Genomic DNA, 25343 nt, shown 5'->3' on the forward strand with positions numbered 1-25343 from the left:
GTTTCGTTCTTTGCGACAAAGCCCGTTAAAACAATATGGTAACACGGAACGGGATTAACAGGCACCTTTCAACGCAGGGCCTTTTGTATCGCCCAACCCCGAGTGCCAACGGACCAAGAAAAAAGCCGGCGAATGCCGGCTTTGGATGGATGGGTTAGCGCGCCTTGTAGGGATGCTTTTCAGACCAGTCCTTGATGAACTCGACCAATTCATCATCGCGTTCTTCGGGCAGCTTGACCGTCAGGTGAACATATTGGTCACCGCGTTTGTTGCCCCGGTCATAAGGCGCGCCTTTGCCGCGCAGGCGCAGTTTGGTGCCGCTGTTGGCGTTGGCGGGCAGCTTCATATTGACCTTGCCATCGACAATCGGCACTTCGATCGAGCCCCCCAGAATGGCTTCGGGCAGGCTGATTGCCAGATCACAATGCAGGTCATTGCCTTCGCGCCGGAAGGTTTTATCCGGATGGACATGCAGCTTGATCAGCGCGTCACCGGCCTCGCCACCATTCATGCCAGCCATCCCCTGGCCTTTAAGGCGCAGGGTCTGTTCGTTTTCGCTTCCGGGTGGAATGCGGACCTCAAGGCTTTTGCCGCTGGCGAGATTGATCCGCTTTGTCGTGCCAAGGATGGCCTCGGCGAAATCAAGGCTCAGCTCATAGGAGATATTCGGGCCTTTGACCTTTCTGGGTTTGCGTTCCCCGCCAAAGCCACCGAAACCGCCGCCGCCAGAACGTGCGCGTCCCTTGCCGAAAATTTCGTCAAAGATGTCCTCGGCATTGGCACCGGAAAAGCCGCCGAACGGATCACCGCCGCCAAAGCCGCCACCGGCATGTCCGCCGCCACGGGCAAACGGGCTGGTTTCGCGACCATCGGCGTCGATTTCACCATTGTCGAATTTCTTGCGGCGCTCCGCATCACCGAGAAGGTGATAGGCGCTCGATACCTTTTTGAAGCGTTCTTCGATTTTGGCATCGCCCGGATTGACATCGGGGTGAAGTTCACGCGCCAGTTTGCGATAGGCCTTTTTGATTTCTTCCTGACTGGCGTTTTTGGCGACGCCAAGTGTCTTGTAGGGATCCTGCATTTACTGACCGGTTCCAGAAACTAAAAGCACGTTATGTGATTTGCACGTTGTGTTCATTATTAGATCATGCGCCGCAAAAGATGAACCATTTTGCCGCATCTGATCCGAAACAATGAGATTAAGGCGGGTTTGCCACCCGAACCGATGACCAGATATGAAAAGGCGGCGCAAATCGCAAGGATCGCACCGCCTGTCATTTCAGATTTTTAGCAAGGCTTAGTTGACAACTTTCCAGCTGCCGTCCGGCTGACGGCAGGCGGTGCCATAAGCCGTTTCTTCCTGACCACCGATCATCACCGTCTGCTGGTATTCGCGGCAATATTCCTGGGTTTTCGGTTCCTGGTAGGTGCGGGTCGGGGTCACCGTACCCTGAACACCGGTATCGGGGTTGTTCCAAGTGGTGGTTTGACCTGTCGGGGTGGCTTCCAGCGTGCGCTGGGTGCTTTTTGCCATGATGGCGCGGTCGGCATTATCAAGCGACTTGCCGACTTCGCTGCCGATAAAGGCGCCGGCAAGCGTACCAAGCGCAACACCGACAAGCTGGCCACTGCCCTTGCCGAACTGTGCGCCTGCGACGGCACCACCGACGGCACCAAGAAGTGTGCCGGCCGTTTGCTTCTGACCCTGATCCTGGGCGCAGCCAGCGATAAAGGCGGTCATGACCACCGGGATAACGATCTGACGGAATTTCATGTTTAATTTGCCCATCTTGTCTTTACAGTCCCAACCGATATTCTTTGGGTATATATATTGATCCAACGTTGTTGCTGCCACCGTAGTTCCGAAATATGTCGTCCTGACGGCAACAAATTTAATCAGCCAAAGGAAATCCTTTCGCAATGAACGAGAAAAATGCGCCAAAAATTGGGCATGAACCCCACGATGCCCCGTTCGACATGTTCGAAACCTGGTTTGCGGACGCAAAAAAGGTTGAGACTGCCTATCCGGATGCGATGACGCTTGCGACTGCCGATGCGCAAGGTCGCCCGTCGGCGCGCATTGTGCTGCTTAAGGGTTTTGATCCGCGCGGATTTGTTTTCTATACCAACTATGAAAGCCGCAAGGGCGACCAGTTGGCCGAGAACGGCTTTGCCGCCCTTTGTTTCCACTGGAAGACGCTTGAAAAGTGCGTGCGCATCGAGGGCAAGGTTGCCAAGGTCGATGCGGCCGAGTCAGATGAATATTTCGCATCCCGCCCGCGTGGCAGCCAGTTGGGGGCGTGGGCATCCATTCAGTCGCGCCCGATGAGTGGCCGGTTTGATCTTGAAAAGCGGGTGGCGGAATTCACCGCCAAATTTGGTCTTGGCAAAGTGCCGCGCCCGGAACATTGGGGCGGTTATCGCCTTGTCCCGGACCGGATCGAGTTCTGGGCAGAGGGCAAATTCCGCCTGCATGACCGCAAGCTGTTTACCCGCGATGACGCCGATAGCGGCTGGGATACGCAAAAGCTGTTTCCGTAAGGACGCCACGAGACTCCAAAACGCAAAAAACGCACAAGGTGATCAAGCCTTGTGCGTTTTTGTATTCTTGATCGGTGCGTTTTAGACTGCGGGTTCTGGCGGGCAGAAGGTGTCCTGCAGCACAGCGATGATCTTCATGATGTCGGGATTGGCCAGCGAATAATAGATTGTTTGCGCATCGCGGCGGGTTTTTACAAGCCCTTCGCGGCGCAGGCGTGCAAGGTGCTGTGACAGGGCGGATTGTTTGATGCCCAGTTCATTTTCCAGCGTGCCAACGGATTTTTCCGTGTCGCCGAGAGAGCACAAAATAAGCAGACGCCACTCATTGCCGAGCGTTTTGAGAAATTCTGCAGCTTCACGTGCATTCTCGTGCAGTGCCGTATAGTCCATCCGCGAGTAACCCCGTTCTTAACTCTGCACACCAGGTCGCATTTTTGCTTTGAATGCCCGGTATCCTACCCAAGAGAATAATATCTCGATCTTTAAAGCGTCATCGTAATCGTTGGCATTCATGTTACAATCATTTTGTGCATGGTCGATTGAGAAAAACCGATCTGGCACCAACCACCGACATCAACAAAGTATAAGAATAATAATAACTTTCGCAAATTTTTGATCTTGAACAAAGAAAGCTGGGGCAAAAGACCTCAGACTGCTTGGCAGTAAAGGCATTATCAGTCGGTATTTCAGGCAGGTTCAATGACCTGTTCGACAGGCGGGAGTAGTTAACATGGCAATTCGCACCATTCTGGCACCGGTAGCAGGCACGGCAATCGACAAACGTGTGATGGCGACGGCCTTTAAACTGGCCAAGTCATTCAACGCGCATCTTGAGGCGCTTTTTGTTGCGGCCGAGCCACAAGACGCCATTCCGATTGTTGGCGAAGGCATGTCGGGCCTGATTATCGAAGAAATGATCCAGGCCGCCACCACCGAAACCGAAAAACGCGAAGCCAGCGGCAAGGCATCCTTTGCCGCCGCCGTTAAAGAGGCCGGCATTGAAGAGTCCAACACACCGAGCGCAGATGCTAAACCGACCTGCGCTTGGCGCAAGGATAGCGGGCGCGAAGATGAAACAGTGGCCCGTCGCGGGCGACTTTTCGATCTGGTGGTGATTGGCCGGGATCCCAAGGAAGCCTCCGCATCGCTGACCTTTGATGCGGCCCTGATGGAAACCGGACGTCCGATCCTGGTGGCACCTGAAGTAACCCCGGCGACCATCGGTGAAAAAGTCATGATCGCCTGGAATGGCGGGATCGAGGCCGCGCGCGCGGTTACTTCCGCCATGCCGATGTTGCGCAATGCCAAGGAAGTTACGATTGTCAGTGTCGGCGAGGTTCCCTATGGCCGGGCGTGCGCCAAGGCGCTGGCCGAACAGTTCAGCTGGCACGGAGTCGATGCGGCCGTGGTAGAAAGCACGGAAACCGGACAGGTTGCTAATACCTTGATTTCCGAGGCAGAAAAATGCGGTGCCGATACCATTGTTCTGGGGGCGTACAGCCATTCACGCTTCAAGGAGATGATCCTTGGCGGTGTGACGCAGGATATGTTGGCAAAATGTGCCTTGCCGCTTTGGATAATGCACTAAGTCAAGGGGCTGCTTAAGCGCCTGATATCGCGAAATTATATTACCTAACCGATGGTATATGACTGAAAAGGCGCATTTTCGATGCGCCTTTTTTTGTTGCGTTGCGGGATAAATAGGAACAGGGTTACAGAAATAAGAACGTGACGAAACCCCGATGAACGAGGTGTTTCGCATTGTGGGAAATCAACGTCTGACAGGGGAAAACCCATGTTGTCATTGCGCGATATCATCGATTTCGCTTCGATGTCCGAAGACCTGGCACAGGAACTTAACAATCCGAATGTTGGTGTGCCTGATCTTGCTGCGTTGCTGTCTGGTCAAGCTGGCGGTGCGTTGCAGTCATGCAATGCGGCGCCGTGTGCGGCCAACGACGTTGACAGCGACTAATCATCTTATTCCCAATTTTGGACTGATTGGGCCAGACAGGCCGCGTGCCTGCCCAAGCAGCCTATTTTGAAAACAGATCAATCTGGTTTGCTTTCTCATCCGCATCCGTATTGGGATCTGTTTTGGGGTGATCCGACCTTTCTTCCTGCCATGAAAGTACATGATCGGGCAACTGGCCCAGCATGTATCCCAGATCTTCGAACGCCATGTGCGGATCAAGCCAGGACGCCAGATGGTTCGGGCCGATCACAGCCGGCATCCGGTTGTGAATATGGGCGATTGAGCCCGATGGCGCGCAGGTGATGATCGTGGCCTCACGACCGTTTTCGAGGCCCGCAAACAGAAACGGTTGATGATCGGGCAGGGTGATGCGGTTCTTGTGCTTTGCCGTGCCGTCCTTGCGCCATTCATACCATCCGTTTGCCGGGATCAGGCAGCGGCGGTTCAAAAGTGGTCGGAAGGTTGGCTTTTCGGTCAGGGTTTCGGCGCGCGCATTGATCATAGGGCTGTTCATGCCCGGGATGCTCAGCCCCCAGTATCGAATGGCGGCCTTTTGATGTGGCAGAATGACGGCTATCGGATCGGTCGGCCGACGCGTACCGGTCAGGCTGTCGAAGGCGGCGTCTTCGTCCTCGTCATCGGGTCCGTTGCGATTGAACCCGTCGGGCAATGGCATGCGAATGATATCTTCCATTTCCAGGCCAAGCTGAACCTGAAAGGCGCGGATATCGCTGTTAAGATCAAAGCGGCTGCACATGGTCTTGCCCATCTTTACAATGGCAAAAACATAGCCTGTTTCACATCCCTTGCCAAATGCCTGTGGGGCAGCATATATCGCGACGGTGACTGCAGAAAAATCTTACAGTACAAGGCTTTTCCTTCGATGGCGGGGCCTGTGGTGCTATAAGAAAGTCAGCAAAATTCTGTTTGCGTGCATATCTTGTGAAGTGAGTACACCAATGAGCAGCAATGCCCCGAAAACAGTCGTCCTGACAGGTGCCAGTCGTGGCATCGGCCATGTTACGGTTGGATATTTTGCCAAGCGCGGCTGGCGGGTGATTTGCTGTTCACGCGAAGCCCCGCCGCCGAGCTGCCCGCGCGATCCGGCGTTGGGTATTCACATCCGTGCCGATCTTTCCAAACCGGCAGAGGTCGAAGCCTTTATCGCCGAGGCGAACGAAGTTCTGGGCGATGATCCGTTGCATGCCCTGATTAACAATGCCGGTGTGTCGCCCAAGACCCCCTATAAGGAACGGCTTGGCTGTTTGAATGGTGATATCGCTGCCTGGCGCGATGTGTTTGAGCTGAACTTCTTTACGCCGCTTACACTTTCGCGCGGGTTTGCATCAGCACTGCATCGGGGCAAGGGGGCGATTTGCAACATAACCTCGATCGCGGGGCATTATGTCCATCCGTTTGCCGGATCGGCCTATTCGACCTCAAAAGCAGCGCTTTCGGGGCTAACGCGTGAAATGGCCGTTGAATTTGCCGAACTTGGGGTGCGGGTCAATGCGGTTGCCCCGGGCGAAATCAAGACTGATATGATTTCCCCGGAATATGAGGCACTTGTGCCGCGCATTCCGATGAACCGAATGGGCACGCCCGAAGACGTGGCGGCAGCGGTGCATTATCTGGTGGGGGATGACAGTACCTATGTCACCGGCACGGAGATCTTTGTTACCGGCGGGCAGCATCTGTACTGATCGGCAGATCGGGATTGGATGACTTCTTAGCTGTCAGCCTTGACGTAAAAGGCCGGGTCGTATTCAACGAAGCCAGCCGGGATTTCATCAACCAATGGGCGTGCCATGAAATATTCATCGGGCACGCCTTCAAGCTTCAGATCGGGTAGGGGCGCAAAGCCAAACCGGCCATAATAATCCGGCTCGCCCAGAACGACACAGCCATGGGCATCATCGGCGCGCAAATGGCTGATGCCGCTTTGGATCAGCTCGGAGCCAATGCCTAGGCCCTGACGATCCGGCGTGACCGCAACCGGGCCCAGGCCAAACCAACCACAGGCTTTGCCATCGATTTTCACCGGTGAAAACGCGATGCAGCCAACAATTTCATCGTCCTGTTCCGCGATCAGGGAAAGGGTGAGTTGACCACTTTTTCGGAGCGCATCGACGATCAAATGTTCGGTCTGCTGACTGTGGGGTGCAGTTGCGAAGGCACCATCCAGCAACGCGTGAATCGCCGCGATATCTTTTTCGGTTTCTTCACGTATCAACATTTTCCGTCCCTGCCTGTGACGTTGGACCTGCTTCCTGCGGGTCATCCATCACGACTATAACGGGAAAACGGTTTACGCTGAAAGGCTTTTAAGCCAGTCGCGTTTTTGCTCCAGGCGTTTGACTTCCATTTCGAGCCAACTGGTGAAGTTTTCGGCCTCTTTTGCGTGCTCGTCCCGCAGGGCCAGCACGCGTTCGAGATCAAGTTCGCAGACGTCTTGCAGGATTTCGATCTGTTCGGTGCGGATGTCATGATCAAGCAGATGCAGGAACCGCATCTTGAGCGCCATGATCAGGCGTGAAAGCTCGCCCGATGTATCGCGCACATTGCCCTGCATCAGTTCGATGAACTTCTTGTGCCCAGCATCGGTCAGGCTCAATTGCGCGTCAGACAACCCGCCGCTTGAGGTATCTTCCTTGACCAGCCCTTCAAGCTTGAGCAGCTGAAGCGAACTTCCCATCATATCCAGGGACGGCCCCATGATGTGCGACATGAAATGGCGCACCTCGTTGGCCAGATCGCCATAGCTGATCGGCTTTTCGGAAAGGGCAAGGGTGCCAAGTGCGCACAGGCGAAGACATTCTTTGGGGAGCAAGGTTTTATCCGAATACATGGGCGGTCCCTGTTTGATGACAGGTCCGACATTAACGCGAACGGTTCTTAATTGCAAACTATAGCTCTATGCACACTAGATATATTGTGATGGTAAGGAACTGCAAGGCCTTCGCTGCTAGTTGGCAAGCTGATACAAGCGGTTTCCTCGGGCACTAAGAGATGTTGTAAGTGTTCCGTTTCGAACCATTTCACTAAGTGTTGTTCGGAGAGCTAGTGAATTCGTCGTCGCTAATTCTTCGTAACCGTGTTGTTTGCCTGCTACCCGTTGCAGACGCAGGGCTGAGATTGGCTTGTTATTGGAGAAATCCAAATAATTGATAATCAGCTTCGAAATTCTGTCATGAGAGAACATATGCTGCCAACCGGCGGGATCATCATTTTCTTTGAGAGTGTGTTCAATATATTCAAACCGTTCCTCAATTCCGAGAATTACCTCGTTCGCTTCTTCAGTTTGTTCTTCAAGCATTTCACGAAACTCTACAGGCCCAATTTTTGTGAAAATTGAACTGAGACGTTCGTGATTTGCATTGATAAGAAGTGCGCAAACTGCCGACAATATAAGGAAGTATGGTATTCCTAGCTCAGCGGGAGCAGGCATCTGCTCATAATTGAAAGCGAAATACACCACGTATGTTACAGAGCCAAAGAAAATGAGTGCGCTTAGCAGATTTACTAAACGCAAAACACCTTTAGAATAGAGGTTGCCGCTGTTTTCGTTCATCCTTGATCACTTAAATCTGGAATTGCCTCAGGCGACCTTGGAAATGCCCAGTTTGCTCCAGACCGACAGGAGCGAGTCGATCAGATGATCGACCAACTCGTCATTGTGCAGCGGGCCCGGCGTAAAGCGCAGGCGTTCGGTGCCGCGCGGGACGGTCGGGTAGTTGATCGGCTGGACATAGATGTCATGTTCGAACAGCAGACGGTCGCTGGCTTCCTTGCACATGGCCGGATCGCCCACCATCAGGGGAACAATATGGCTTGGCGCGTCCATGACCGGCAGGTCGACCGCGCGCATGCGTGCGCGCAGGGTATCGGCGCGTTCCTTTTGGGCAAGGCGTTCGACATTGCTTTCTTTCAGGTGGCGCACGGCTGCCAGCGCACCCGCCGCAATGCTTGGCGGATGGGAACTGGTGAAGATGAAGCCATTGCCGAAGCTGCGCACGAAATCGACGATTTCAGGCTTGGCCGCGATATAGCCACCAATCACGCCAAAGGCCTTGGCAAGCGTGCCCTGGATGATGTCGACGCGGTGCATGACGCCATCACGTTCGGCAACACCACCGCCGCGCGGGCCATACATGCCAACCGCATGGACTTCGTCCAGATAGGAAAGCGCGTTGTATTTTTCGCAAAGATCAAGGATCTGACTGATCGGCGCGATATCGCCATCCATCGAATAGACAGACTCGAACGCGACGATCTTGGCGCGCAGCGGGCCGAGATCCTTAAGGATTTCCTCAAGATGGGCGACGTCGTTATGTTTCCAGATGCGGCGCTCTGCCTTGGAATGGCGCATGCCTTCGATCATGGAATTGTGGTTTTCGGAGTCGGAAATGATTACGCAATCCGGGAGCTTCGATCCCAGCGTTGACAGCGTGGTCCAGTTCGCGACATAGCCCGAGGTCATCAGAAGGGCGGCTTCCTTGCCATGCAGGTCGGCGAGCTCCCGCTCAAGCGCGACATGCAGATGGTTGGACCCGGAAATATTGCGCGTGCCACCCGCACCGCCACCCTGACCGGTGATGGCGTTCTGCATGGCTTCAAGCACCTTGGGATGCTGGCCCATGCCAAGATAATCGTTCGAGCACCACACGGTGATTTCACGCGGGGCTTCGCCGTTATCGGGGTGATAGAGCGCCTTGGGGAACTTTCCGACAATACGTTCGAGATTGGCGAATACACGATAGCGGCCCTCAGCCTTGAGGCCGGACAGCGCATCTTTGAAGAAGGTGTTGTAATTCATACTTGTTTCTTTCGCCTGTCTCTTTGCAGTGTCACGGACTTTGTATCTGGTCGTGGCATCACAAAGCTCTGGTCTCGTCCAGATCAGCGACCTGATTCTGGACATATCCTCCGGTTCGACCGGGTCTTTATGGTTCCCTTATCAACCATGAAGGCGGATACGGCATTGACCCTTGTCAAAAATTAAAGCGATTCCAGTCTTGTTTGGAACCATCAGATCAGAGAAGGCGATCCATCTCTCTTGTGTCGATCTCTTTTCGGAGCAAGCTCCGTTTTGTCTTAAGACCCAATTTGGCCTCGTTGGCGTCATTTGGCAAGGATTCGAACAGCTTTTGCGCCACAATTAAATCGTTTTCATCCATCGGAAAAATCAATCATGACAGAAATTACATATGATTTTCAATATGTATTAATGTTGATGATCAGATAAATTTGCGGGTAATTTTTGGATTTGGTGACGGAACCAGAAGCGGATTGCTTGATTTTTCCTTGGTTAGACAAGGGATTAGTCCGTGTGCGGCTGCCTGTTAGCAAGGTCGCAATCGACATAGCCAATAAAAAACCGGCCGAAAGTTCCGGCCGGTTTTTGCAAATGCCAAATGCTGCTTCCTAGTGCGACATCAGGACAGGAACGGTCATGTGACGCAGAAGGTGCTGGGTGACGCCACCAAGCATCAGTTCACGCAGGCGCGGACGGCCATAGGCGCCGCACACCATCAGATCGATGCTTTCATCGGCTGCGCGCGACAGAATAAGGTCGCCAACACTGATGCCAGATGCGTTCATGCTTTCCTTCTTGGCATTCACGCCATGGCATTTCAGGCGTTCGCCAATATCGACACCCGGAACCGGCATGGTATCGCGGGCACCCTTGTTCGGGTCGGCACAGAGAACCAGAACGGATTTTGCAGCCTCAAGGAACGGCATGCTGTCATTCATCGCACGCACGGCCTCGCGATAGGGCTTCCAGGCGACCATGACGCGATCACCGATGGTATCAAACTTGCCGACATAGGGCACAAGCAGAACCGGCGCGCCTGCGGTCAGGATGACTTTGTCCGGCATTTCCGAGACAGAGCACGGATCGGAACTTTCCGGGTCGTGCTGGCCCAGAACCGTCAGATCATGATGGCGGGCATACATCGCTGTGGTATCGGCAATTTCGGACGCCGGGCAGGAGGTTTCCTGCCAGCTGAAAGCAACACCGGCTGCATTGCAGGTTTCTTCGAACTGGGTGCGTGCAGCCTTTGCTGTTTCCGCCATCGCAGATCGCTGCTGATTGATGATTTCCTCGGTGATCTGGACTTCCATGAAGCGCGGAATTTCAGGATAGGGCAGCAGGAAAAGGCCGGTAAGGTGCGCGTCCTGCGCCTTGGCAACTTTCAACGCAACAGAAAGGCGTTCCTTGCAGGCAGCTGAGGTGTCGATATGAACAAGAATATCCCGATACATGATCCGATCTCCATTCGGTAGGTGGCGTGGGGCTGACCCGAAATCTGTCAAATTGCCCTTGGCCTTAATGTCTGCGGCTACCCTATCGTCGTCTCGGGATGGTTTCTTTGCTCTATCTCAAATTAAATTATTCCAAGTTGTAATTTCGGGCCAAGTATCACCCGTCCGCACCCGGTTCGGTCATCGGGATGGTTTTTTCCATGGTCGGAATGTCACTGCCAGCCGGAACGCCTGTGGTGGCAGGGGGCGTGACGGGGGAAGGTGACATCGGTGCGCTGTTGTTCACGGCGGGCATCGTTGGCATCGCCGGATCATCGGTCGGAACACTGTTTGGCATTTGCATCGTGTCGCCTGACATCATCGAAAGCGTCTTGTGCAGTTGCTGTGACAGGGTGCTCCAATTTGTTTGAAGCGTTGTGCAGGCCGCGGCATCGCCGGATTGAACGCAGCGCTGCGCCATCCGATCAAGAATGCCCAGTGCAATACGGGCTTCGTCGATCTGCTTTTGGCGCATTTCATCCATCGCCTTGCGGTTGGGATCGTCCATCATGACCAGATTGTCATTTTCCCCCGCAGACGTAGATCCCGTCATGGTGGCCGGTGATGCCGGACGGGTATTCTGGGCCGGCGCGCCCCACGGGGTAACGATGGTGTCGGAACTGTTGGACATCGTAACCGGTTCTTCGACCGGGGCCATGCACCCCGACAGGGCAAGGCCCAGTCCGATTGCGGGCAGGCATTTGGCAATCTTGCGCATCGACATGCGTTGTTCCTCCGACCGGTGGCGGGCGCGCCTTGGTCACGTCAGTTTGTTGTCCCGAACTCTGCCACAGTCGCTGCTATGACTTTGCTTTTGCTTGCGAACATATTGAACGTCGTTACGGAGTCTGTCCAGTCCGGGCAAGTGCGTGGCCAAGGAATGCAATCAGACGGTAATATGGAGCTTCCGTCACGTTCAAAGTTCTTTGCCCGGTGAAAGCCGCGGATCGTCCTTTAATGATTTGGCGATCCATCGCATGGTTTCGCGGATCCGCGATATGTTGCGCAGATCAGGATGGGTTAAAACCCAAAGCTTGTTTGCCGGTATTTCCGGCAAAGGCGCAAGCAACCGCAAACCGGGAAGGGCAAGGTCGGATGGCAAACAGGCCAGACCGCATCCGGCGTGCGCGAGATGCGCCATCGCGATCAGATCATCGGTTTGCTGTTTATGCGGAGTGCGGCGGTTCGCATCGAGCCATTTATAAGGTGCGTAGCTTGCCAGTGTTCCGGATGCGCCGATGAAGGGCTCCGCCAGCAGGTCATCAAGCTTTGCGGGCTGATATCGGTCTGCGGCACCATAGATGCCCCATTCCAGTGTGCGGATTTCCTTGCCAACAAGATGCTCGGGCGGGTTGGCCGCAACCCGCACGGCAATATCGGCATATCGCTGTGTCATGTTGAATTCGAGGTTGCTGGCAAGCAGTTCGATTTGAATATCAGGCCATTGGTCCTGAAACCGGGCAAGATGGTCTGGCAAAAAGAAATAGGAAAAACTGGTCGGTGCGGTGATGCGCACCAAACCGGCCGATGTAGCATCAGCGCCCGAAATGGTGGTGTTGATGACATCAAAGCTGTTCATGATTTGACGGGCGGGGACAAGCATTTCTGTCCCGGCATCGGTCAGGCTGTATTGGCCGCGAATGCGATCAAAAAGCCGGGTGCCTGCCTGTTCTTCAAGCGCATGAATATGGCGAAACACCGTGGTGTTGCTTACCCGGATTTTCTGCGCGGCCAGTTCAAGCGACCCTGTTTCTGCGATGGCCAGAAACGACTTGATATAGTTCCAGTCCAATCGGTGCTCCGTTTCAAATTTGCAATCAGATACTACAAAATTGCCTATGTATTGCAAAATTGAAATTCCTTACGGTGTCGGTATCAAGGAATTCATATTCATATGTCAGGAAAGAAAACATGATCGGATACACATCACTCGGCACCAATGATCTATCCCGTTCGGGCGCGTTCTATGACGCATTGCTTGCCGATTTTGGTGCACAGCGCGTCTTTGAACAGCCGGACTTTATCGTCTGGAGTGCTGGCGAAAACAGCCCGGCATTTTCGGTGCATGTTCCGTTTGACGGGAATGCGGCAACGGTTGGAAATGGCACGATGATCGCCCTTTCAGCCGCGTCACGTGACCAAGTCGATGCGCTTTATAAAAAGGCGATCTTGCTTGGTGCGACGTCGGAAGGTGAACCGGGACAGCGCCATGAGAACGGGTTTTACGCGGCCTACTTCCGCGATCTCGATGGTAACAAGCTCAACATCCATCATATGGGCTAAGGCGATGATTGGTTGTGATGCGGCGGGGGAGTGGAGTTGATATCATCATATCATTTGATCGGTCACCGGCTTTGCCCCTATGTCCAGCGTGTCGCGATGGTTCTGGCGCAAAATGGCATAGCCCATAAACGCACCGACATTGCCCTTGATGCCAAGCCTGACTGGTTTCTGGCACTAAGCCCGACCGGAAACGTTCCTGTTCTGGTGGTTGATGATGAGCGGACCTTGTTTGAGGCCGCCGCCATCTGCCAGTACCTTGAGACAATTACGGGTAAAAAACCGTGTGGGGCGGATGCCTATGACCATGCGTTGGCGCAGGCGGTGGTTGCGATTGGCGATAAGTTATTATCGCTTACCGCGGATCTGATTTATCGCGATCTGTCTGAAAGCAGCGTCGATGCGACGATGCATCAGATCCACAAACAGATGTCGATTGTGTCGGATCTGATGTCGGCACAGGTCGTGGACACGGACAAAGACCTTTCGATGCTCGATATCGTTTTTGCGACGGTTTTTCGGCCGTTTGCCCTGATCGCAGTCGGGTTGAACCGGGATCTGTTTGCCGGCTTTCCCGGGTTGCGTGGCTGGGCAAGCGATTTGGCCAAGCACGAGACGGTCCGAAACGCAGTGCCCGCCACCTATTATCGGGAACTGCACGAATTCATCGCGTGCAAGGACGGATATCTGGCAAACCGTTTACGCATGATACCGCAAGACAACATCGTCCTTACGACCGCCAAGTCGGTCATGTGATTACGCTGTGAGCCGCCATAAAGGCAAAAAAAAAACGCCCGCCGAATTTATCGTGCGGGCGTTTTTCGTGTTTGTGATCGCGCTGGATTAGTCGTGTTTGCCGCCATTGGCCTTTGACCAGCCGATCGGGTCGTTCAGGAAGGAACGCACACCTTCGATGGCATCCTTGCTGAAATATTCGCCTTCTTCGGCAACGGCGAGAACATCGGCCCAGGTTGCAAGGTAATGCATTTCGATGTCGTCCTTGCGCAGTTCATCAAGCGCACCTTCGAAAATGTCATAGAAGAAGACGACAAACGCATGTTTGCACTCGGCACCGGCTTCGCGGATGGCGTTGACGAAATTGACCTTCGATGCGCCGTCGGTGGCAAGGTCTTCGACCAGAAGAACGCGCTGTCCTTCGTGGATGTCACCTTCGATGCGGGCCTTGCGGCCAAAGCCCTTGGGCTTTTTGCGGACATACTGCATCGGCAGGTCAAGCGCATCGGCGAGCCATGCGGAATAGGGAATACCAGCTGTTTCACCACCAGCAACCGCGTCAAAGGCCTCGTAGCCAGCCGCATCGGATACCTGACGGGCGGCGAGTTCAATGACCTTGCGACGTGCGCGCGGGAAGGAAATCAGTTTGCGGCAATCGATGTAAACCGGGCTGGCCCAGCCGGATGTCAGGATATAGGCCTCTTCTGGGCGGAAATTCACAGCCCCGATATCCAGCAAAATCTTGGCGACAGTTTTGGCAGCATAGGTGCAATGCGCGGTCGGTTTCTCAGTGGTCATGGCGGCTATACCTTCTCCGGATCGACTATTTGCCGACCTCTTAGCGCTTTTGGCCGAAAAGCGCAAAGAAAAGCCGCTGACCATCTGGTCAGGTTCCTTTGTGGTTTCGGTTGCCCGAGCAAGGGGATGCAAGTGGGGTTCTGTTGTCATTATGATGATACATAATACGCCAGTAGTGATATCTGAGATATCATAATTGAAGTTATAAGATGAATTTGTTACATCTGGAGTTTGATGATCTGCCTGTTGGAAGGGTGACTTGATGATTACAGCCGGACAGATGCGGGCCGCGCGGGCCCTTTTGGGGATTGACCAGAAAATGCTGGCAGAAATGTCAGGCGTCTCGGTTCCGACCATTCAGCGCATGGAAGCCAGTCAGGGCAATGTGCGAGGAGTCGTAGATACCCTTTCAAAGGTGGTTGAGGCGCTTGACCGTGCAGGTATCGAGCTTATTGGCGAACAGGTTCCGAGTATGGGGGCAGGTCGGGGGGTTCGGCTGAAGGAAGCGGAAACCCGACAATCGAGAAACGATTAGCGTGCATTCAAAAGTGCCGGTTCGTGTAGTTGCCGCACAGGATGACTGCTGATCGGTAAGGGCCTGTATCATCCCGGACGCGCCGGGGAATTGATGTGTGCAATCACCCAACGAGGGTGCCAAGCAAAATGAAGCCAGAAAATCCAGAGAAAAGCCGGTATCCCAAGCCGGATTTTGTCGAACTGTTTACACCGAAGCTGATCACCGTTCTGCGTGAAGGGTATGGTCTTGCGCAATTGCGTGCAGACGCGATTGCCGGGCTGACCGTTACCATCGTTGCCTTGCCATTGTCGATGGCGATTGCAATTGCATCCGGGGCGACACCGGCACAAGGCCTTTATACAGCGATTATTGGCGGGATACTGGTCTCGCTTCTGGGCGGGAGCCGGTTTCAGATCGGGGGGCCGGCAGGTGCCTTCATTGTACTGGTCGCAGCCACTGTTCAGGCGCACGGCATGGATGGCCTGTTGCTGGCAACGATCATGGCGGGCGTGCTTCTGGTTTTGATCGGCCTGTTCAGGCTGGGCACCTATATCAAGTTTATCCCCTATCCTGTGACGGTTGGTTTTACCGCCGGAATTGCCTTCATCATCTTTGCCAGTCAGATCAAGGATCTGCTTGGACTTGATCTTGGTGGTCCGGAGCCGGGACCGTTTCTTGAAAAGCTGCCGGTTATCTGGGCCGCTTTGCCGAGTGTGGATCTTGCGACCGTGATGTTGTCAGGGTCGACTATTCTGGTGATTGTCGGGCTTAAATATGTTCGCCCGCATTGGCCGGGCATGCTGATTGCCGTGGTCGGTGCCGCGTTTATAACGGCTGTGTTTGATCTTCCGGTTGCGACGATCGGCAGTATTTACGGCGGCATTCCAAGCAGTTTTCCACTGCCATCCTTGCCCGATATTGATTTTGCCAAGGCGCAGGCGGTGCTTCCAAACGCCATTGCCTTTGCGCTTTTGGGGGCGATTGAGTCACTGCTGTCTGCTGTGGTGGCCGATGGCATGACGGGACGTCGGCACAGATCAAATTGCGAACTGGTAGCACAGGGTGTTGCAAACGTTGCATCGGGCCTGTTCGGGGGCATTTGCGTTACCGGCACAATCGCGCGCACAGCAACCAATGTGCGATCCAAGGCGCACGGTCCGATCGCCGGAATTTTGCACGGCGTATTTCTGTTACTGTTCATTCTGATTGCGGCCCCCTTGGCGGGGTTCATTCCCCTGGCATGCCTTGCCGGTCTGTTGGCAACCGTTGCCTGGAACATGATCGAAAAGCACGCCATCGTTACTTTGCTGCGATCATCGCGTGGTGATGCGGCGGTTTTGCTGACAACGTTGCTTCTGACCGTGTTTCGCGATCTGCTTGAGGCGATTGTTGTCGGGTTTGCGTTGGGATCGGTTCTGTTTATCCGGCGTATGTCACGCATGGCCGATATCGAAAGCGCTACCCCCTTTGTTGCCGAGGACCGGGCGGATAATCAGGTCGTCTTGATGGCATCGGATCCTGTATCGGCCGGTGATCCCGACATCGTTGTTTACCGAATTTCCGGCGTCTTTTTCTTTGGGGCGACGGCGGCCTTCGGATCGGTGCTGGATCGTATCGGTGATACGCGCCGCGCACTGGTTGTTGATTTTTCAGCCGTGCCTTTTCTTGATTCCACAGCCGCCAATACGCTGGCAAGTTTGGTTCAAAAAGTACGCAGCCGGGGCGGGCTGATTGTCTTTAGCGGCACGAAACACGATATCCGGCGCGATTTGTTTGTCCACGGGATGAAGCCGCCGGCAATCCATTACGAGGCGGATGTTGAGCAGGCTGTCAAATGGCTGGGCGATAAGCTTGGCACGTTGCGGGATTAACCGCAGTCGGGCGCAGCCAATTGGTCTTTTGTTGGCAAAACAGCATTTTGGGTTTATTCGGTATCGTTATGCCGATTTAAGCTGTGCCCAAACAGCAAGCCCCAAAAGGAAATGCCATGACTGATCAGACCGGACTGAATGTCACCATTGATGATCGCGTTGCCACCATCACGATCTGTCAGCCGGAACGCAAAAATGCCCTGACCAAACCGATGTGGGGCGCGTTGGCGACGATTGTTCACGAATTGTCGGATGATCTTGATCTGCGCAGCGTGATTATTCGCGGTGGCGAAGGGGCTGGTTTTGGTGCCGGGGCAGATATCCATGAGTTCGTGCGTGAACGGTCCGGGTTCGAGAAAGCACGCGATTACGGCATGCTGCATGCCGAGGCGCTTCAGACCATCCAGAACTGCACGCATCCGGTGATTGCCGCAATTGACGGCCCGTGCATGGGGGCGTCTTTCGTGCTGGCAGCGGCGTGCGACATGCGCATTGCCGCCGATAACGCAAAGTTCGCTGTGCCGCCGATGAAACTGGGCGCAACACTTGGCTATCCCGAGCTTGAAATCATGCTTGATCTGCTGGGCGAGGCGGCGTTGTTTGAAATCCTGCTTGAAGGGCAGGTGTTTGATGTCGTCCGTGCACGCGAGATCGGCTTTATCGCCCGTCATGTCGCGCTTGAAGTGTTTGACGAAGAAGTTGCCAGGACCGGCAAACGCATTGCCGGTGGTGCGCCACTGACGCAGCGGGCGCACAAAAGCATGCTGAACCGCCTGCGCCAGGGTGGTTCAATTGATATGCATGAATTTGATGAAGGCTACCGCGCCTTTGAAAGTGCCGATTTCAAGGAAGGCTACACCGCGTTTCTTGAAAAACGCAAACCGGTCTTCACCGGGAAATAGGCAGGGAGGGCTTTAACAGTCGGCCTGTTAAAGTCCCAAATCCGGTGTCAACGGCACGTCGGTGATGCCGTAATCAATACCCATCTTGTGCAATTCGCTGGTGATCTGGGAGCGGTGATGGGTTTGGTGATTGAAGAATTGCACCAAAAATAGCGGGCGGGGCAGGTTGCGGGTAATGCCGTCGACACCGGTGAATTCGCGATATCCATCCTGCCAGTCACGATCGTCCGAGGCGACAAAAGCCTCGATCTCGGCATCAAGATCGCGGCGGATTTGGCGCAACTCATCAAAATCACCGGCGACCTGGGTGTGGGCGTCATAGGCCGGGGCGTTTCCGGTTTTCATGATGCTGAGAATACGACGGTCTATATGCACCAGATGATTAAGGGTGGCATTGATCGACTTAAAGAACATGCCGCGATCACGACGGCGTTCTTCGTCGCCAATCTGATCGCAAAGATCATAAAGCACGCTGTTCTGCCACGTGTTGTATTTGGCCATTGCGCAGCCATAGTCGTCAAATGTCATCCGGGCCATTGAAGATATCCTGAAATGAGTGGTGGCGGGGTCGGTGTGATCAGCAGCTTGATCAGGTGGGGGATTCTGTCTGTTTTGCGTCGGCCATAAAATGGACCATCAGATTGGCAAAAATTGCAAAGCCCAGCATCGATACGGTCAGTGGCAACAAAGTGTTGTCATGAAAATGACCGATGACGATGCCTGCAACCGCGCCGGTGGCGAACTGGATCGTTCCCAAAAGGGCCGTCGCCGTACCGCCGATATACGGGAAATACTGCATGAAGGATGCCGTGGCATTCGGGGCCGTCAGACCGATCAGGCCGACCGAGAACATGATGAACGGCACCACTGTCCACAAGCTTGGCTCAAAGACATTTGTCGCAATGAACAAGCCGATGGTCGCGACAAGTTGAATGCCGGTGCCGATTTTTAGAATCTGATGACATTCGAGGCGTTTGAGCAACGGATTGTTGAGCCGGTTACAGATGATAATCACCGCAACATTGGCCCCGAACAGATAGGGGAAGTAAGCCTGCGGTACGCCAAAGAAATCGATATACATAAACGGGCTGTCGGTGACGAAACTGAACATCACCGCACTGGCCCCGGCATGGGTTAGCATAAAGCCAACCGCCTTGCGCGTGCGCAGGACTTCCAGATAAGTCCACCAGACCCGGCGAACCGGGCCGGGATGGCGTCGGCGCATCAAGCTTGTTTCGGGCAGTTTCAGGTAAACGATGGCAAGCATCAGGCTGCCATAGACAATCAGCAGCACAAAGATCGACTGCCATGTTGACCAGACCAGCAGTAACGAGCCGATGGTTGGTGCGACAAGCGGTGCAATCATCATGATCACCGCAATCAGCGCAAACATGCGCGCGGCTTCCTTGCCTTCAAACAGATCGCGCACCGACGCGCCGACAATCACAATCGAAAACCCGCCGCCAATGGCCTGGAAAAAGCGCATGACATTAAGCGAAAAGGCGCTGTCGACGGTGGTGATGATCGCGCTGGTGACGATATAGATTACCAACCCGACCAAGGCGATGGGACGTCGACCAATCCGGTCAGACAGCGGTCCTCCGATCAGTTGCCCCAAGGCAAATCCGATCAAGAAGGTACTGACGGAAACTTCGACAGCATGGGTGGCTTCGCCGAAGTCGCGTGCCATTGCCGGGATCGCCGGCAGGTAGGTATCAATGGCAAATGGTGCTGTCGCAACCAGTGCGGCAAGCAAGATGGCAAGCTTTTTCGGGTCAAGCGATGCGCTGGGCAGGGGCGTGGACATGCGCAATCAATTCCGTTCAGTGTTTGGCGGCGGGTCAGAGCCCCGATCAGAGGGCACGCGTTGCGCGGAGTATGCAAGCACGCGCAGGTAAGCAAGGTGACCAAGGCGCAGCAATGTGGGGCGTCGGGTGTGATAATCCCGAGCCCTGTATTATCCATAAAATTCAGGCTTCTGCCAGCGGTTGCTTGGATTGCGTCTTAGCTTATTGGCAGATCGGGCGTGTAGGGCACGTCCGTGTTGCCGTAATCAAGGCCCATCTTGTGCAGTTCGCTTGTGATCTGAGAACGATGATGGGTTTGATGATTGAACAGTTGTACCAGAAACAGCTGTCGGGGGATTTTGCGGGTGACGCCATCAGGGAAGGGAAGTTCGCGGATTTCATCCTGCCAGCTGTGATCGGTGCCTTCGACGAATTCGGTGATGTCGGCATCGACTTCGGCCCGCATGGCCTTAAGCGTTTCGAAATCGTCGGCAACGATGGTGGTTGGTTCGAACGGACCAGCTTCACCGGTGCGCAGGATGGTCAGAATGCGCAGATCAACATACAGGATATGGTTTAGCGTGTTGTGGATGGAGCCAAAGAACATATTGCGATCCAACCGCCGTTCGACATCGCCGATCTGATCGCAGAGGTCAAACAGCACGCCGTTCTGCCAACTGTTATAGGTCGCCATGCAGCGGCCATAGTCGTTGAAATTCATCTTGGACATTTTGAAACCGCTCCTTCCAGAGGCGCAAGCAGGCCTGGTTTTTCTTGGTTGTCATGGGTTTAACCAATACTACCGCATGTCGCGGGCCGAGGCACTGAAATACAGCAAGGGCGGCATCCGATTGAATGCCGCCCTTGATTTTTGTATGTATCCGATCAAACCTGGTTAGTGGGTCATGATCCGTTCCGGCCCCATGAGGGTGGTCGGAAGCCAGGTCGATATCACCGGGACATAGGTGATCAGGACCAGGAAGCCCAGCAGGATCAGAAGCCACGGGAAGGCGGCCTTCACGACCTTAAGCAACGGCATGCCGGTAATCCCGGATGTCACAAACAGGTTCAATCCGACCGGCGGCGTAATCATGCCGATCTCCATATTGACCACCATGATGATGCCCAGATGGATCGGATCAATGCCCAGCTGCATGGCAATCGGGAACAGGATCGGCGCCATGATCAGAAGGATCGCTGATGGTTCCATGAAGTTGCCAGCAATCAGCAGAACAATGTTGACGACAATCAGGAAGCCCCAAGCCGGAAGACCCCATCCAATGATGGTTTCGGCAATGGTGTGCGGAATGCGTTCAGAGGTCAGAACATGGGCAAACAGCATCGCGTTGGCGATGATGAACATCAGCATGATCGTGACCTTGCCTGCATCGAGCAGGACGTGACGGACTTCCTTGTCAAACGGGATCAGGACCAGTGCCTTGCCCATTTTCGGAATGTTGTGCGCCATCAGGCTGCCAATGCCGGTATTGCCGTTTTCCGGCACCCACGAAAGTTCCTTGATCGGGCCCATGTCGCGGTAAAACAGCACGGCAACAAACATGGCATAGAACGCGGCAACCGCCGCGGCCTCGGTCGGGGTGAAGACCCCGCCATAAATACCACCCATGATCAGCAGAACCAGCAACAGGCCACCCGATGCCGAAAACAGCGCGCCGCCCCATTCACCAAGGGTCGGGCGGGGCTGGCTTGGCAGTTTCTTGATGCGTGCGACGATATAGATCGCAATCATCAACATCAGGCCGACCATGATCCCCGGAATAACGCCAGCAAGGAACATGCGCCCAACCGAAACCTCGGTCGCGGCGGCGTAAACAACCATCACGATGGATGGCGGGATCAGAATGCCAAGCGTACCGGCATTACAGATGACACCAGCCGCAAAGCTTTGCGGGTAACCTGCGCGCACCATGCCGGCAATCACGATGGAGCCGATGGCAACGACGGTTGCCGGGCTTGAGCCCGAAACAGCCGCAAACAGCATGCAGGCCAGAACCGATGCCATGGCAAGACCACCGGGGAACCAGCCCACGGTATCAATGGCAAAGCGGATCAGGCGGCGGGCAACACCCCCGGTCGACAGGAAGGCCGATGCCAGAATGAAGTAGGGAATGGCAAGAAGGGTGTAGTGCTCCATCCCGCCAAAAAGCTTTTCTGCCAGGGTGGCAAGGCTGTCGTCGCCAAAAAGAAGGATGGTCGAAAGCGACGCAACACCCAGCGAAATGGCAATCGGTGCGCCAAGCGCCATCAAGCCAAACAGCAGGATAAACAGGAATGCGATAGTCATTTGAATGTTCCCCCTGTCCGGCTTACGATTTTGGCGTCGAAGCGGTGGCGGACTTGTCGTCCTCCACAGTGCTTGCGCCAAGCTGGTCAATCGCTTCGCGTGCTTCGTCAGCCAGATTGAAGCCGACCTGTTGGCCGGTAATGATGCGCCAGCCAACCTGTGCCAGACGGAACGCCAGCAAAGCGGCACCCACCGGCATGATCAGATAGACGATCCACAGCATGATCGGGCTGTCTTCGGCTTCCATTTCAAGCATGTGGTTGAAGCTGACCAGCTCCCAGCCGCCAATAATCAGCCAGCTCGAATACAGAATGCCGGCCGCGACGACGATCAGACCGATGACGCGCTGGGCATTCTTGGGGAACAGGCGAACGAGGGCGTCCACCCCGATATGCGACCCAACCTTGACCCCATAGGACATGCCAAACAGGATCAGCCAGGCAAAAAGAAATTCCGTGGTTTCCAAGGCCCAGGTCAGGCCGGAATTGAACACGTAACGCATGACGACGTTTACAAAGGTAAGCGACGTCATAGCGGCGAGCAGGAGGGCAATAATGCCCTCCTCCAGCCGGTTAACGACCGTTGAGATCATCTTGAACGGCCCTTTTCCGATGATGTTGGAAAAAAAGTACGGATCAGTTGCACGCAGCAGCGGCGTCGATGATGTCCTGGCCGATATCGCCAGAGAACTCATCCCAAACCGGTTTCATTGCAGTCTGCCATTTGGCGAATTCTTCGCCGGAAAGCTGCAGGATTTCGGTTTCGCCGGAGTCAATCACTGCCTGACGCTGTTCAGCGGTCAGTTCCGCCGACAGGCCGTTTGCGTAATCGCTGGCTTCTTTCATCGCCTGGGCGAGGCCGTCGCGGATTTCCGGATCCAGACCTTCCCACCACTTGGTCGAGGTGACGACCATGTAGTCAAGCAGACCGTGGTTGGATTCGGTGATGTAATCCTGAACTTCGAAGAACTTCTTGGAATAGATGTTCGACCAGGTGTTTTCCTGACCGTCGACAACGCCGGTCTGAAGGGCCGAATAGGTTTCCGAGAAGGCCATTTTCTGCGGAACCGCATCAACAGCTTCGAACTGGGCGGCGATCACGTCAGACGACTGAATACGGAATTTCTGACCAGCAGCATCTTCCGGTGCGCGCAGCGGCTTGTTGGCCGAAAGCTGTTTCAGGCCATTGTGCCAGTAACCAACGCCGGTCAGGCCTTTGGACGACATCGCGTTCAGCAGTTCCTGACCTTTTTCGCCGTTCTGGAAGCAGGAAACCGCATCCATGTCCTTGAACAGGAACGGAAGATCATAGACCTGAAGTTTTTTGGTCCATTTGCCGAATTTCGCAAGAGACGGTGCGCCGAACTGAACGTCACCACGCAAGATGGCAGCAAGAACCTTGTCGTCATCAAACAGCTGCGAGTTCGGATAGATTTCGATCTGGACCTTGTCGCCAAGAATTTCTTCAGCGCGTTTTTTAAAGAAGTCGGCACCCTGGCCTTTCGGGGTGTTCGGCGCAACAACGTGCGCGAACTTGATCACTTCCTGTGCCGACGCGGCAAAGTTGGACCCCAGAAGTGCTGCGGCAGCAACGCCAGCAGCAAGAATGCTTTTGCTGATAGGACGCATCAAAACGTCTCCCTTGATGAATTAAATCTGTTTTCCCGTTAGCGCGCCATTTTTGGCGTCGTTCTAAAACGCCGTTTGGCGCTGTGCCGTAATCAGCAAGCTCTGGGCCAGTTCGAAATCAGTTGGATTTATGTAATTATATCAATGAAGTAAGGTGAATTTCATGTTGCTGCGATGCGGCAAATTTGGGCTGTTTCGTGTGTGAAGGCGCACACGAATTTCATGCCAGTGTGCGGACTGCCGCACACGATGCCGGGCGCGGATTTGACGGGGCGAGACAATAAAAAAGCCCGTCTAACTGACGGGCTCCTGATCGGTTGATTAGCGCGGGCGTCGGAATTCGGCCGGGACAATGTTGTATTTGGTCAGCTTGTCGTAAAATGTCTTGCGTGGCACGCCAAGTGCACTGACCGTGGCCGTAACATTGCCGCCATGTTCGCGCAGGGCTTCGGTAATCAGGCTTTTTTCAAATGCCTCGACTTGCTGGGGCAGGGGAACGGCATAATTGTCTTCGCCATCCTCGCTGTTTGTCAGGGGATCAAGACCAAGCACCCGCCGTTCGGCGGCATTGCGGAGTTCGCGCACATTGCCCGGCCAGTCATAGGCATTGAACCGTGCCAGTTCCGCCGCACTCAAGGCGGTGACGGTACGCTCAAACCGCTTGGCAGCGTCACGGGTGAAATATTCAAACAACAGCGCGATGTCATCCTTGCGATCACGAAGCGGGGGGATATGCAGTTGCACGACATTCAGGCGATAATAAAGGTCTTCGCGAAACTCACCGCGTGCCGATGCGGACCGCAGATCGACCTTGGTGGCAGCAATAACCCGCAAGTCGATCGGCAGAACCCGGTTTGATCCAAGCCGTTCAACCGCGCGTTCTTGCAAAACACGAAGAAGCTTGATTTGCAGCGCCAGCGGCATGCTTTCGATTTCATCAAGGAACAGCGTGCCCTTGTGGGCAAACTCGAACTTGCCGATACGTTTGTGATCGGCCCCGGTGAAGGCGCCGGCTTCGTGGCCAAACAGTTCTGATTCAATCAGATGTTCTGGCATGCCGCCGCAATTCACAGCCACAAACGGGCCGGGACGACCCGACATTTCATGCAGGTTGCGCGCGATCACTTCCTTGCCCGATCCGGTTTCGCCGTTGATCAGGACATGGGCGTTGGTGGCCGCGACATTCCCGATGAGGGTGCGGAGCTTTTCCATCGCCGGATTGCGGCCGATAAAGTCCGATGCGTTTTTGGAATGGCGCGCCAGTTCGATCTTGAGCGTGCGGTTCTCAAGCACAAGGGCGCGGTGGCTCATTGCGCGGCGGGTAATGTCGATGAACAGATCCGGGGCATAGGGCTTTTCGATAAAGTCAAAAGCCCCGTCATGCATGGCCTGAACGGCGGTTGCGACATCACCATGCCCGGTGACCAGAATAACCGGCATTTCCGGATCGATCTTTTTGACCTCTGTCAGCAGATCAAGGCCGTCCATCTTCGGCATGCGAATGTCGGAAATCACAATGCCCGGCCAACCTTTTTTCAGGCGTTCAACCGCAGACGCGGCGTCCGAGAAGACTTCGACTGGGATGTCGGCAAGTTCCAGCGTTTGCTGTGCGGCTTCACGCACATCTTCGTCGTCGTCAACAAACAGAACGCATTCGGCACTGGTTGGCACTGGCTTATCCTTTGACCTGATAAC

28 protein-coding genes are annotated in these 25343 nt (G+C 54.6%); 9 read left to right on the forward strand and 19 right to left on the reverse strand.

Annotation, left to right across the window (positions count from 1 at the left end; translation table 11 throughout):
- Positions 1–154: 154 nt before the first annotated feature.
- Together B2T33_RS19740 and B2T33_RS19745 are read right to left on the reverse strand one after the other, a co-directional pair.
- Positions 155–1084, reverse strand: a complete 930-nt coding sequence (locus B2T33_RS19740; RefSeq protein WP_008891305.1) for a DnaJ C-terminal domain-containing protein — start codon at positions 1082–1084, stop codon at positions 155–157.
- Between the two features lie 216 nt (positions 1085–1300).
- Positions 1301–1777 (reverse strand): RT0821/Lpp0805 family surface protein, encoded by a 477-nt coding sequence (locus B2T33_RS19745; RefSeq protein ID WP_008891306.1) that lies wholly within the window; start codon positions 1775–1777, stop codon positions 1301–1303.
- A 146-nt stretch (positions 1778–1923) separates the two neighbouring features.
- On the opposite strand from B2T33_RS19745, the gene pdxH reads away from it, so the two are divergent.
- Complete coding sequence (pdxH, locus tag B2T33_RS19750) at positions 1924–2544, forward strand: pyridoxamine 5'-phosphate oxidase (protein WP_008891307.1); 621 nt, start codon at positions 1924–1926, stop codon at positions 2542–2544.
- Positions 2545–2625: 81 nt separating this feature from the next.
- Here pdxH and B2T33_RS19755 read toward each other — a convergent pair whose 3' ends face one another.
- Positions 2626–2934: an ArsR/SmtB family transcription factor gene (locus B2T33_RS19755; protein WP_008891308.1), complete on the reverse strand. Its 309-nt coding sequence runs from the start codon at positions 2932–2934 to the stop codon at positions 2626–2628.
- 340 nt (positions 2935–3274) lie between these two features.
- Here B2T33_RS19755 and B2T33_RS19760 point away from each other — a divergent pair, with 340 nt between their 5' ends.
- Positions 3275–4132: a universal stress protein gene (locus tag B2T33_RS19760; RefSeq protein ID WP_064790082.1), complete on the forward strand. Its 858-nt coding sequence runs from the start codon at positions 3275–3277 to the stop codon at positions 4130–4132.
- 207 nt (positions 4133–4339) lie between these two features.
- Positions 4340–4519, forward strand: a complete 180-nt coding sequence (locus B2T33_RS19765) for a hypothetical protein (RefSeq protein ID WP_063087136.1) — start codon at positions 4340–4342, stop codon at positions 4517–4519.
- A gap of 61 nt (positions 4520–4580) precedes the next feature.
- Here the strand turns inward: B2T33_RS19765 and B2T33_RS19770 are convergent, their stop codons facing one another.
- Positions 4581–5276: an SOS response-associated peptidase gene (locus B2T33_RS19770; protein ID WP_286792956.1), complete on the reverse strand. Its 696-nt coding sequence runs from the start codon at positions 5274–5276 to the stop codon at positions 4581–4583.
- 202 nt (positions 5277–5478) lie between these two features.
- Here B2T33_RS19770 and B2T33_RS19775 point away from each other — a divergent pair, with 202 nt between their 5' ends.
- A complete protein-coding gene (locus B2T33_RS19775) occupies positions 5479–6222 on the forward strand; it encodes an SDR family NAD(P)-dependent oxidoreductase (protein ID WP_008891311.1) in 744 nt (247 codons plus the stop codon).
- 26 nt (positions 6223–6248) lie between these two features.
- Here the strand turns inward: B2T33_RS19775 and B2T33_RS19780 are convergent, their stop codons facing one another.
- From B2T33_RS19780 to B2T33_RS19810, 7 genes are all read right to left on the reverse strand, one after another.
- Positions 6249–6755, reverse strand: a complete 507-nt coding sequence (locus B2T33_RS19780) for a GNAT family N-acetyltransferase (RefSeq protein WP_286792957.1) — start codon at positions 6753–6755, stop codon at positions 6249–6251.
- Between the two features lie 72 nt (positions 6756–6827).
- Positions 6828–7367, reverse strand: coding sequence for a hypothetical protein (locus B2T33_RS19785; RefSeq protein ID WP_286792958.1), 540 nt, complete (start codon positions 7365–7367; stop codon positions 6828–6830).
- Between the two features lie 117 nt (positions 7368–7484).
- Positions 7485–8090, reverse strand: coding sequence for a hypothetical protein (locus tag B2T33_RS19790; RefSeq protein ID WP_286792959.1), 606 nt, complete (start codon positions 8088–8090; stop codon positions 7485–7487).
- A gap of 27 nt (positions 8091–8117) precedes the next feature.
- Positions 8118–9335, reverse strand: a complete 1218-nt coding sequence (gene hemA, locus B2T33_RS19795; RefSeq protein WP_286792960.1) for a 5-aminolevulinate synthase — start codon at positions 9333–9335, stop codon at positions 8118–8120.
- Positions 9336–9943: 608 nt separating this feature from the next.
- The gene (locus B2T33_RS19800) at positions 9944–10786 is read right to left on the reverse strand and encodes a universal stress protein (protein ID WP_063087139.1); all 843 of its coding nucleotides are present in this window, start codon (positions 10784–10786) and stop codon (positions 9944–9946) included.
- Between the two features lie 157 nt (positions 10787–10943).
- Complete coding sequence (locus B2T33_RS19805; RefSeq protein WP_197145258.1) at positions 10944–11549, reverse strand: hypothetical protein; 606 nt, start codon at positions 11547–11549, stop codon at positions 10944–10946.
- A 192-nt stretch (positions 11550–11741) separates the two neighbouring features.
- Positions 11742–12617: a LysR family transcriptional regulator gene (locus B2T33_RS19810; RefSeq protein ID WP_197145257.1), complete on the reverse strand. Its 876-nt coding sequence runs from the start codon at positions 12615–12617 to the stop codon at positions 11742–11744.
- 119 nt (positions 12618–12736) lie between these two features.
- Between B2T33_RS19810 and B2T33_RS19815 the strand changes: the two genes are divergently transcribed.
- Both B2T33_RS19815 and B2T33_RS19820 read left to right on the forward strand, forming a co-directional pair.
- Positions 12737–13108: a VOC family protein gene (locus tag B2T33_RS19815; protein ID WP_197145256.1), complete on the forward strand. Its 372-nt coding sequence runs from the start codon at positions 12737–12739 to the stop codon at positions 13106–13108.
- A 36-nt stretch (positions 13109–13144) separates the two neighbouring features.
- A complete protein-coding gene (locus tag B2T33_RS19820; protein WP_197145255.1) occupies positions 13145–13861 on the forward strand; it encodes a glutathione S-transferase family protein in 717 nt (238 codons plus the stop codon).
- An 87-nt stretch (positions 13862–13948) separates the two neighbouring features.
- Here B2T33_RS19820 and B2T33_RS19825 read toward each other — a convergent pair whose 3' ends face one another.
- Complete coding sequence (locus B2T33_RS19825; RefSeq protein WP_044828964.1) at positions 13949–14638, reverse strand: orotate phosphoribosyltransferase; 690 nt, start codon at positions 14636–14638, stop codon at positions 13949–13951.
- 262 nt (positions 14639–14900) lie between these two features.
- On the opposite strand from B2T33_RS19825, the gene B2T33_RS19830 reads away from it, so the two are divergent.
- From B2T33_RS19830 to B2T33_RS19840, 3 genes are all read left to right on the forward strand, one after another.
- Complete coding sequence (locus B2T33_RS19830; protein WP_063087145.1) at positions 14901–15173, forward strand: helix-turn-helix domain-containing protein; 273 nt, start codon at positions 14901–14903, stop codon at positions 15171–15173.
- A 128-nt stretch (positions 15174–15301) separates the two neighbouring features.
- The gene (locus B2T33_RS19835) at positions 15302–17026 is read left to right on the forward strand and encodes a SulP family inorganic anion transporter (protein ID WP_286792961.1); all 1725 of its coding nucleotides are present in this window, start codon (positions 15302–15304) and stop codon (positions 17024–17026) included.
- Positions 17027–17142: 116 nt separating this feature from the next.
- Entirely contained in the window at positions 17143–17928 is a 786-nt protein-coding gene (locus tag B2T33_RS19840) for an enoyl-CoA hydratase-related protein (RefSeq protein ID WP_197145253.1), read from the forward strand.
- A gap of 27 nt (positions 17929–17955) precedes the next feature.
- Here B2T33_RS19840 and B2T33_RS19845 read toward each other — a convergent pair whose 3' ends face one another.
- From B2T33_RS19845 to B2T33_RS19875, 7 genes are all read right to left on the reverse strand, one after another.
- Positions 17956–18465: a DinB family protein gene (locus tag B2T33_RS19845; RefSeq protein ID WP_197145252.1), complete on the reverse strand. Its 510-nt coding sequence runs from the start codon at positions 18463–18465 to the stop codon at positions 17956–17958.
- Positions 18466–18517: 52 nt separating this feature from the next.
- On the reverse strand, positions 18518–19735 hold the full coding sequence (locus tag B2T33_RS19850; protein WP_063087149.1) for a Bcr/CflA family multidrug efflux MFS transporter: 1218 nt from the start codon (positions 19733–19735) through the stop codon (positions 18518–18520).
- Positions 19736–19932: 197 nt separating this feature from the next.
- Complete coding sequence (locus B2T33_RS19855; protein WP_197145251.1) at positions 19933–20445, reverse strand: DinB family protein; 513 nt, start codon at positions 20443–20445, stop codon at positions 19933–19935.
- Between the two features lie 165 nt (positions 20446–20610).
- Positions 20611–22020, reverse strand: coding sequence for a TRAP transporter large permease (locus tag B2T33_RS19860; protein WP_197145250.1), 1410 nt, complete (start codon positions 22018–22020; stop codon positions 20611–20613).
- Positions 22021–22042: 22 nt separating this feature from the next.
- The gene (locus B2T33_RS19865) at positions 22043–22552 is read right to left on the reverse strand and encodes a TRAP transporter small permease (protein WP_252723931.1); all 510 of its coding nucleotides are present in this window, start codon (positions 22550–22552) and stop codon (positions 22043–22045) included.
- Positions 22553–22655: 103 nt separating this feature from the next.
- Positions 22656–23648: a TRAP transporter substrate-binding protein gene (locus tag B2T33_RS19870; RefSeq protein WP_064790094.1), complete on the reverse strand. Its 993-nt coding sequence runs from the start codon at positions 23646–23648 to the stop codon at positions 22656–22658.
- 321 nt (positions 23649–23969) lie between these two features.
- A complete protein-coding gene (locus tag B2T33_RS19875; protein WP_197145249.1) occupies positions 23970–25319 on the reverse strand; it encodes a sigma-54-dependent transcriptional regulator in 1350 nt (449 codons plus the stop codon).
- Positions 25320–25343: the final 24 nt, after the last annotated feature.

Source organism: Thalassospira sp. UBA4513 (assembly GCF_002388495.1).
GTDB lineage: Bacteria > Pseudomonadota > Alphaproteobacteria > Rhodospirillales > Thalassospiraceae > Thalassospira > Thalassospira tepidiphila.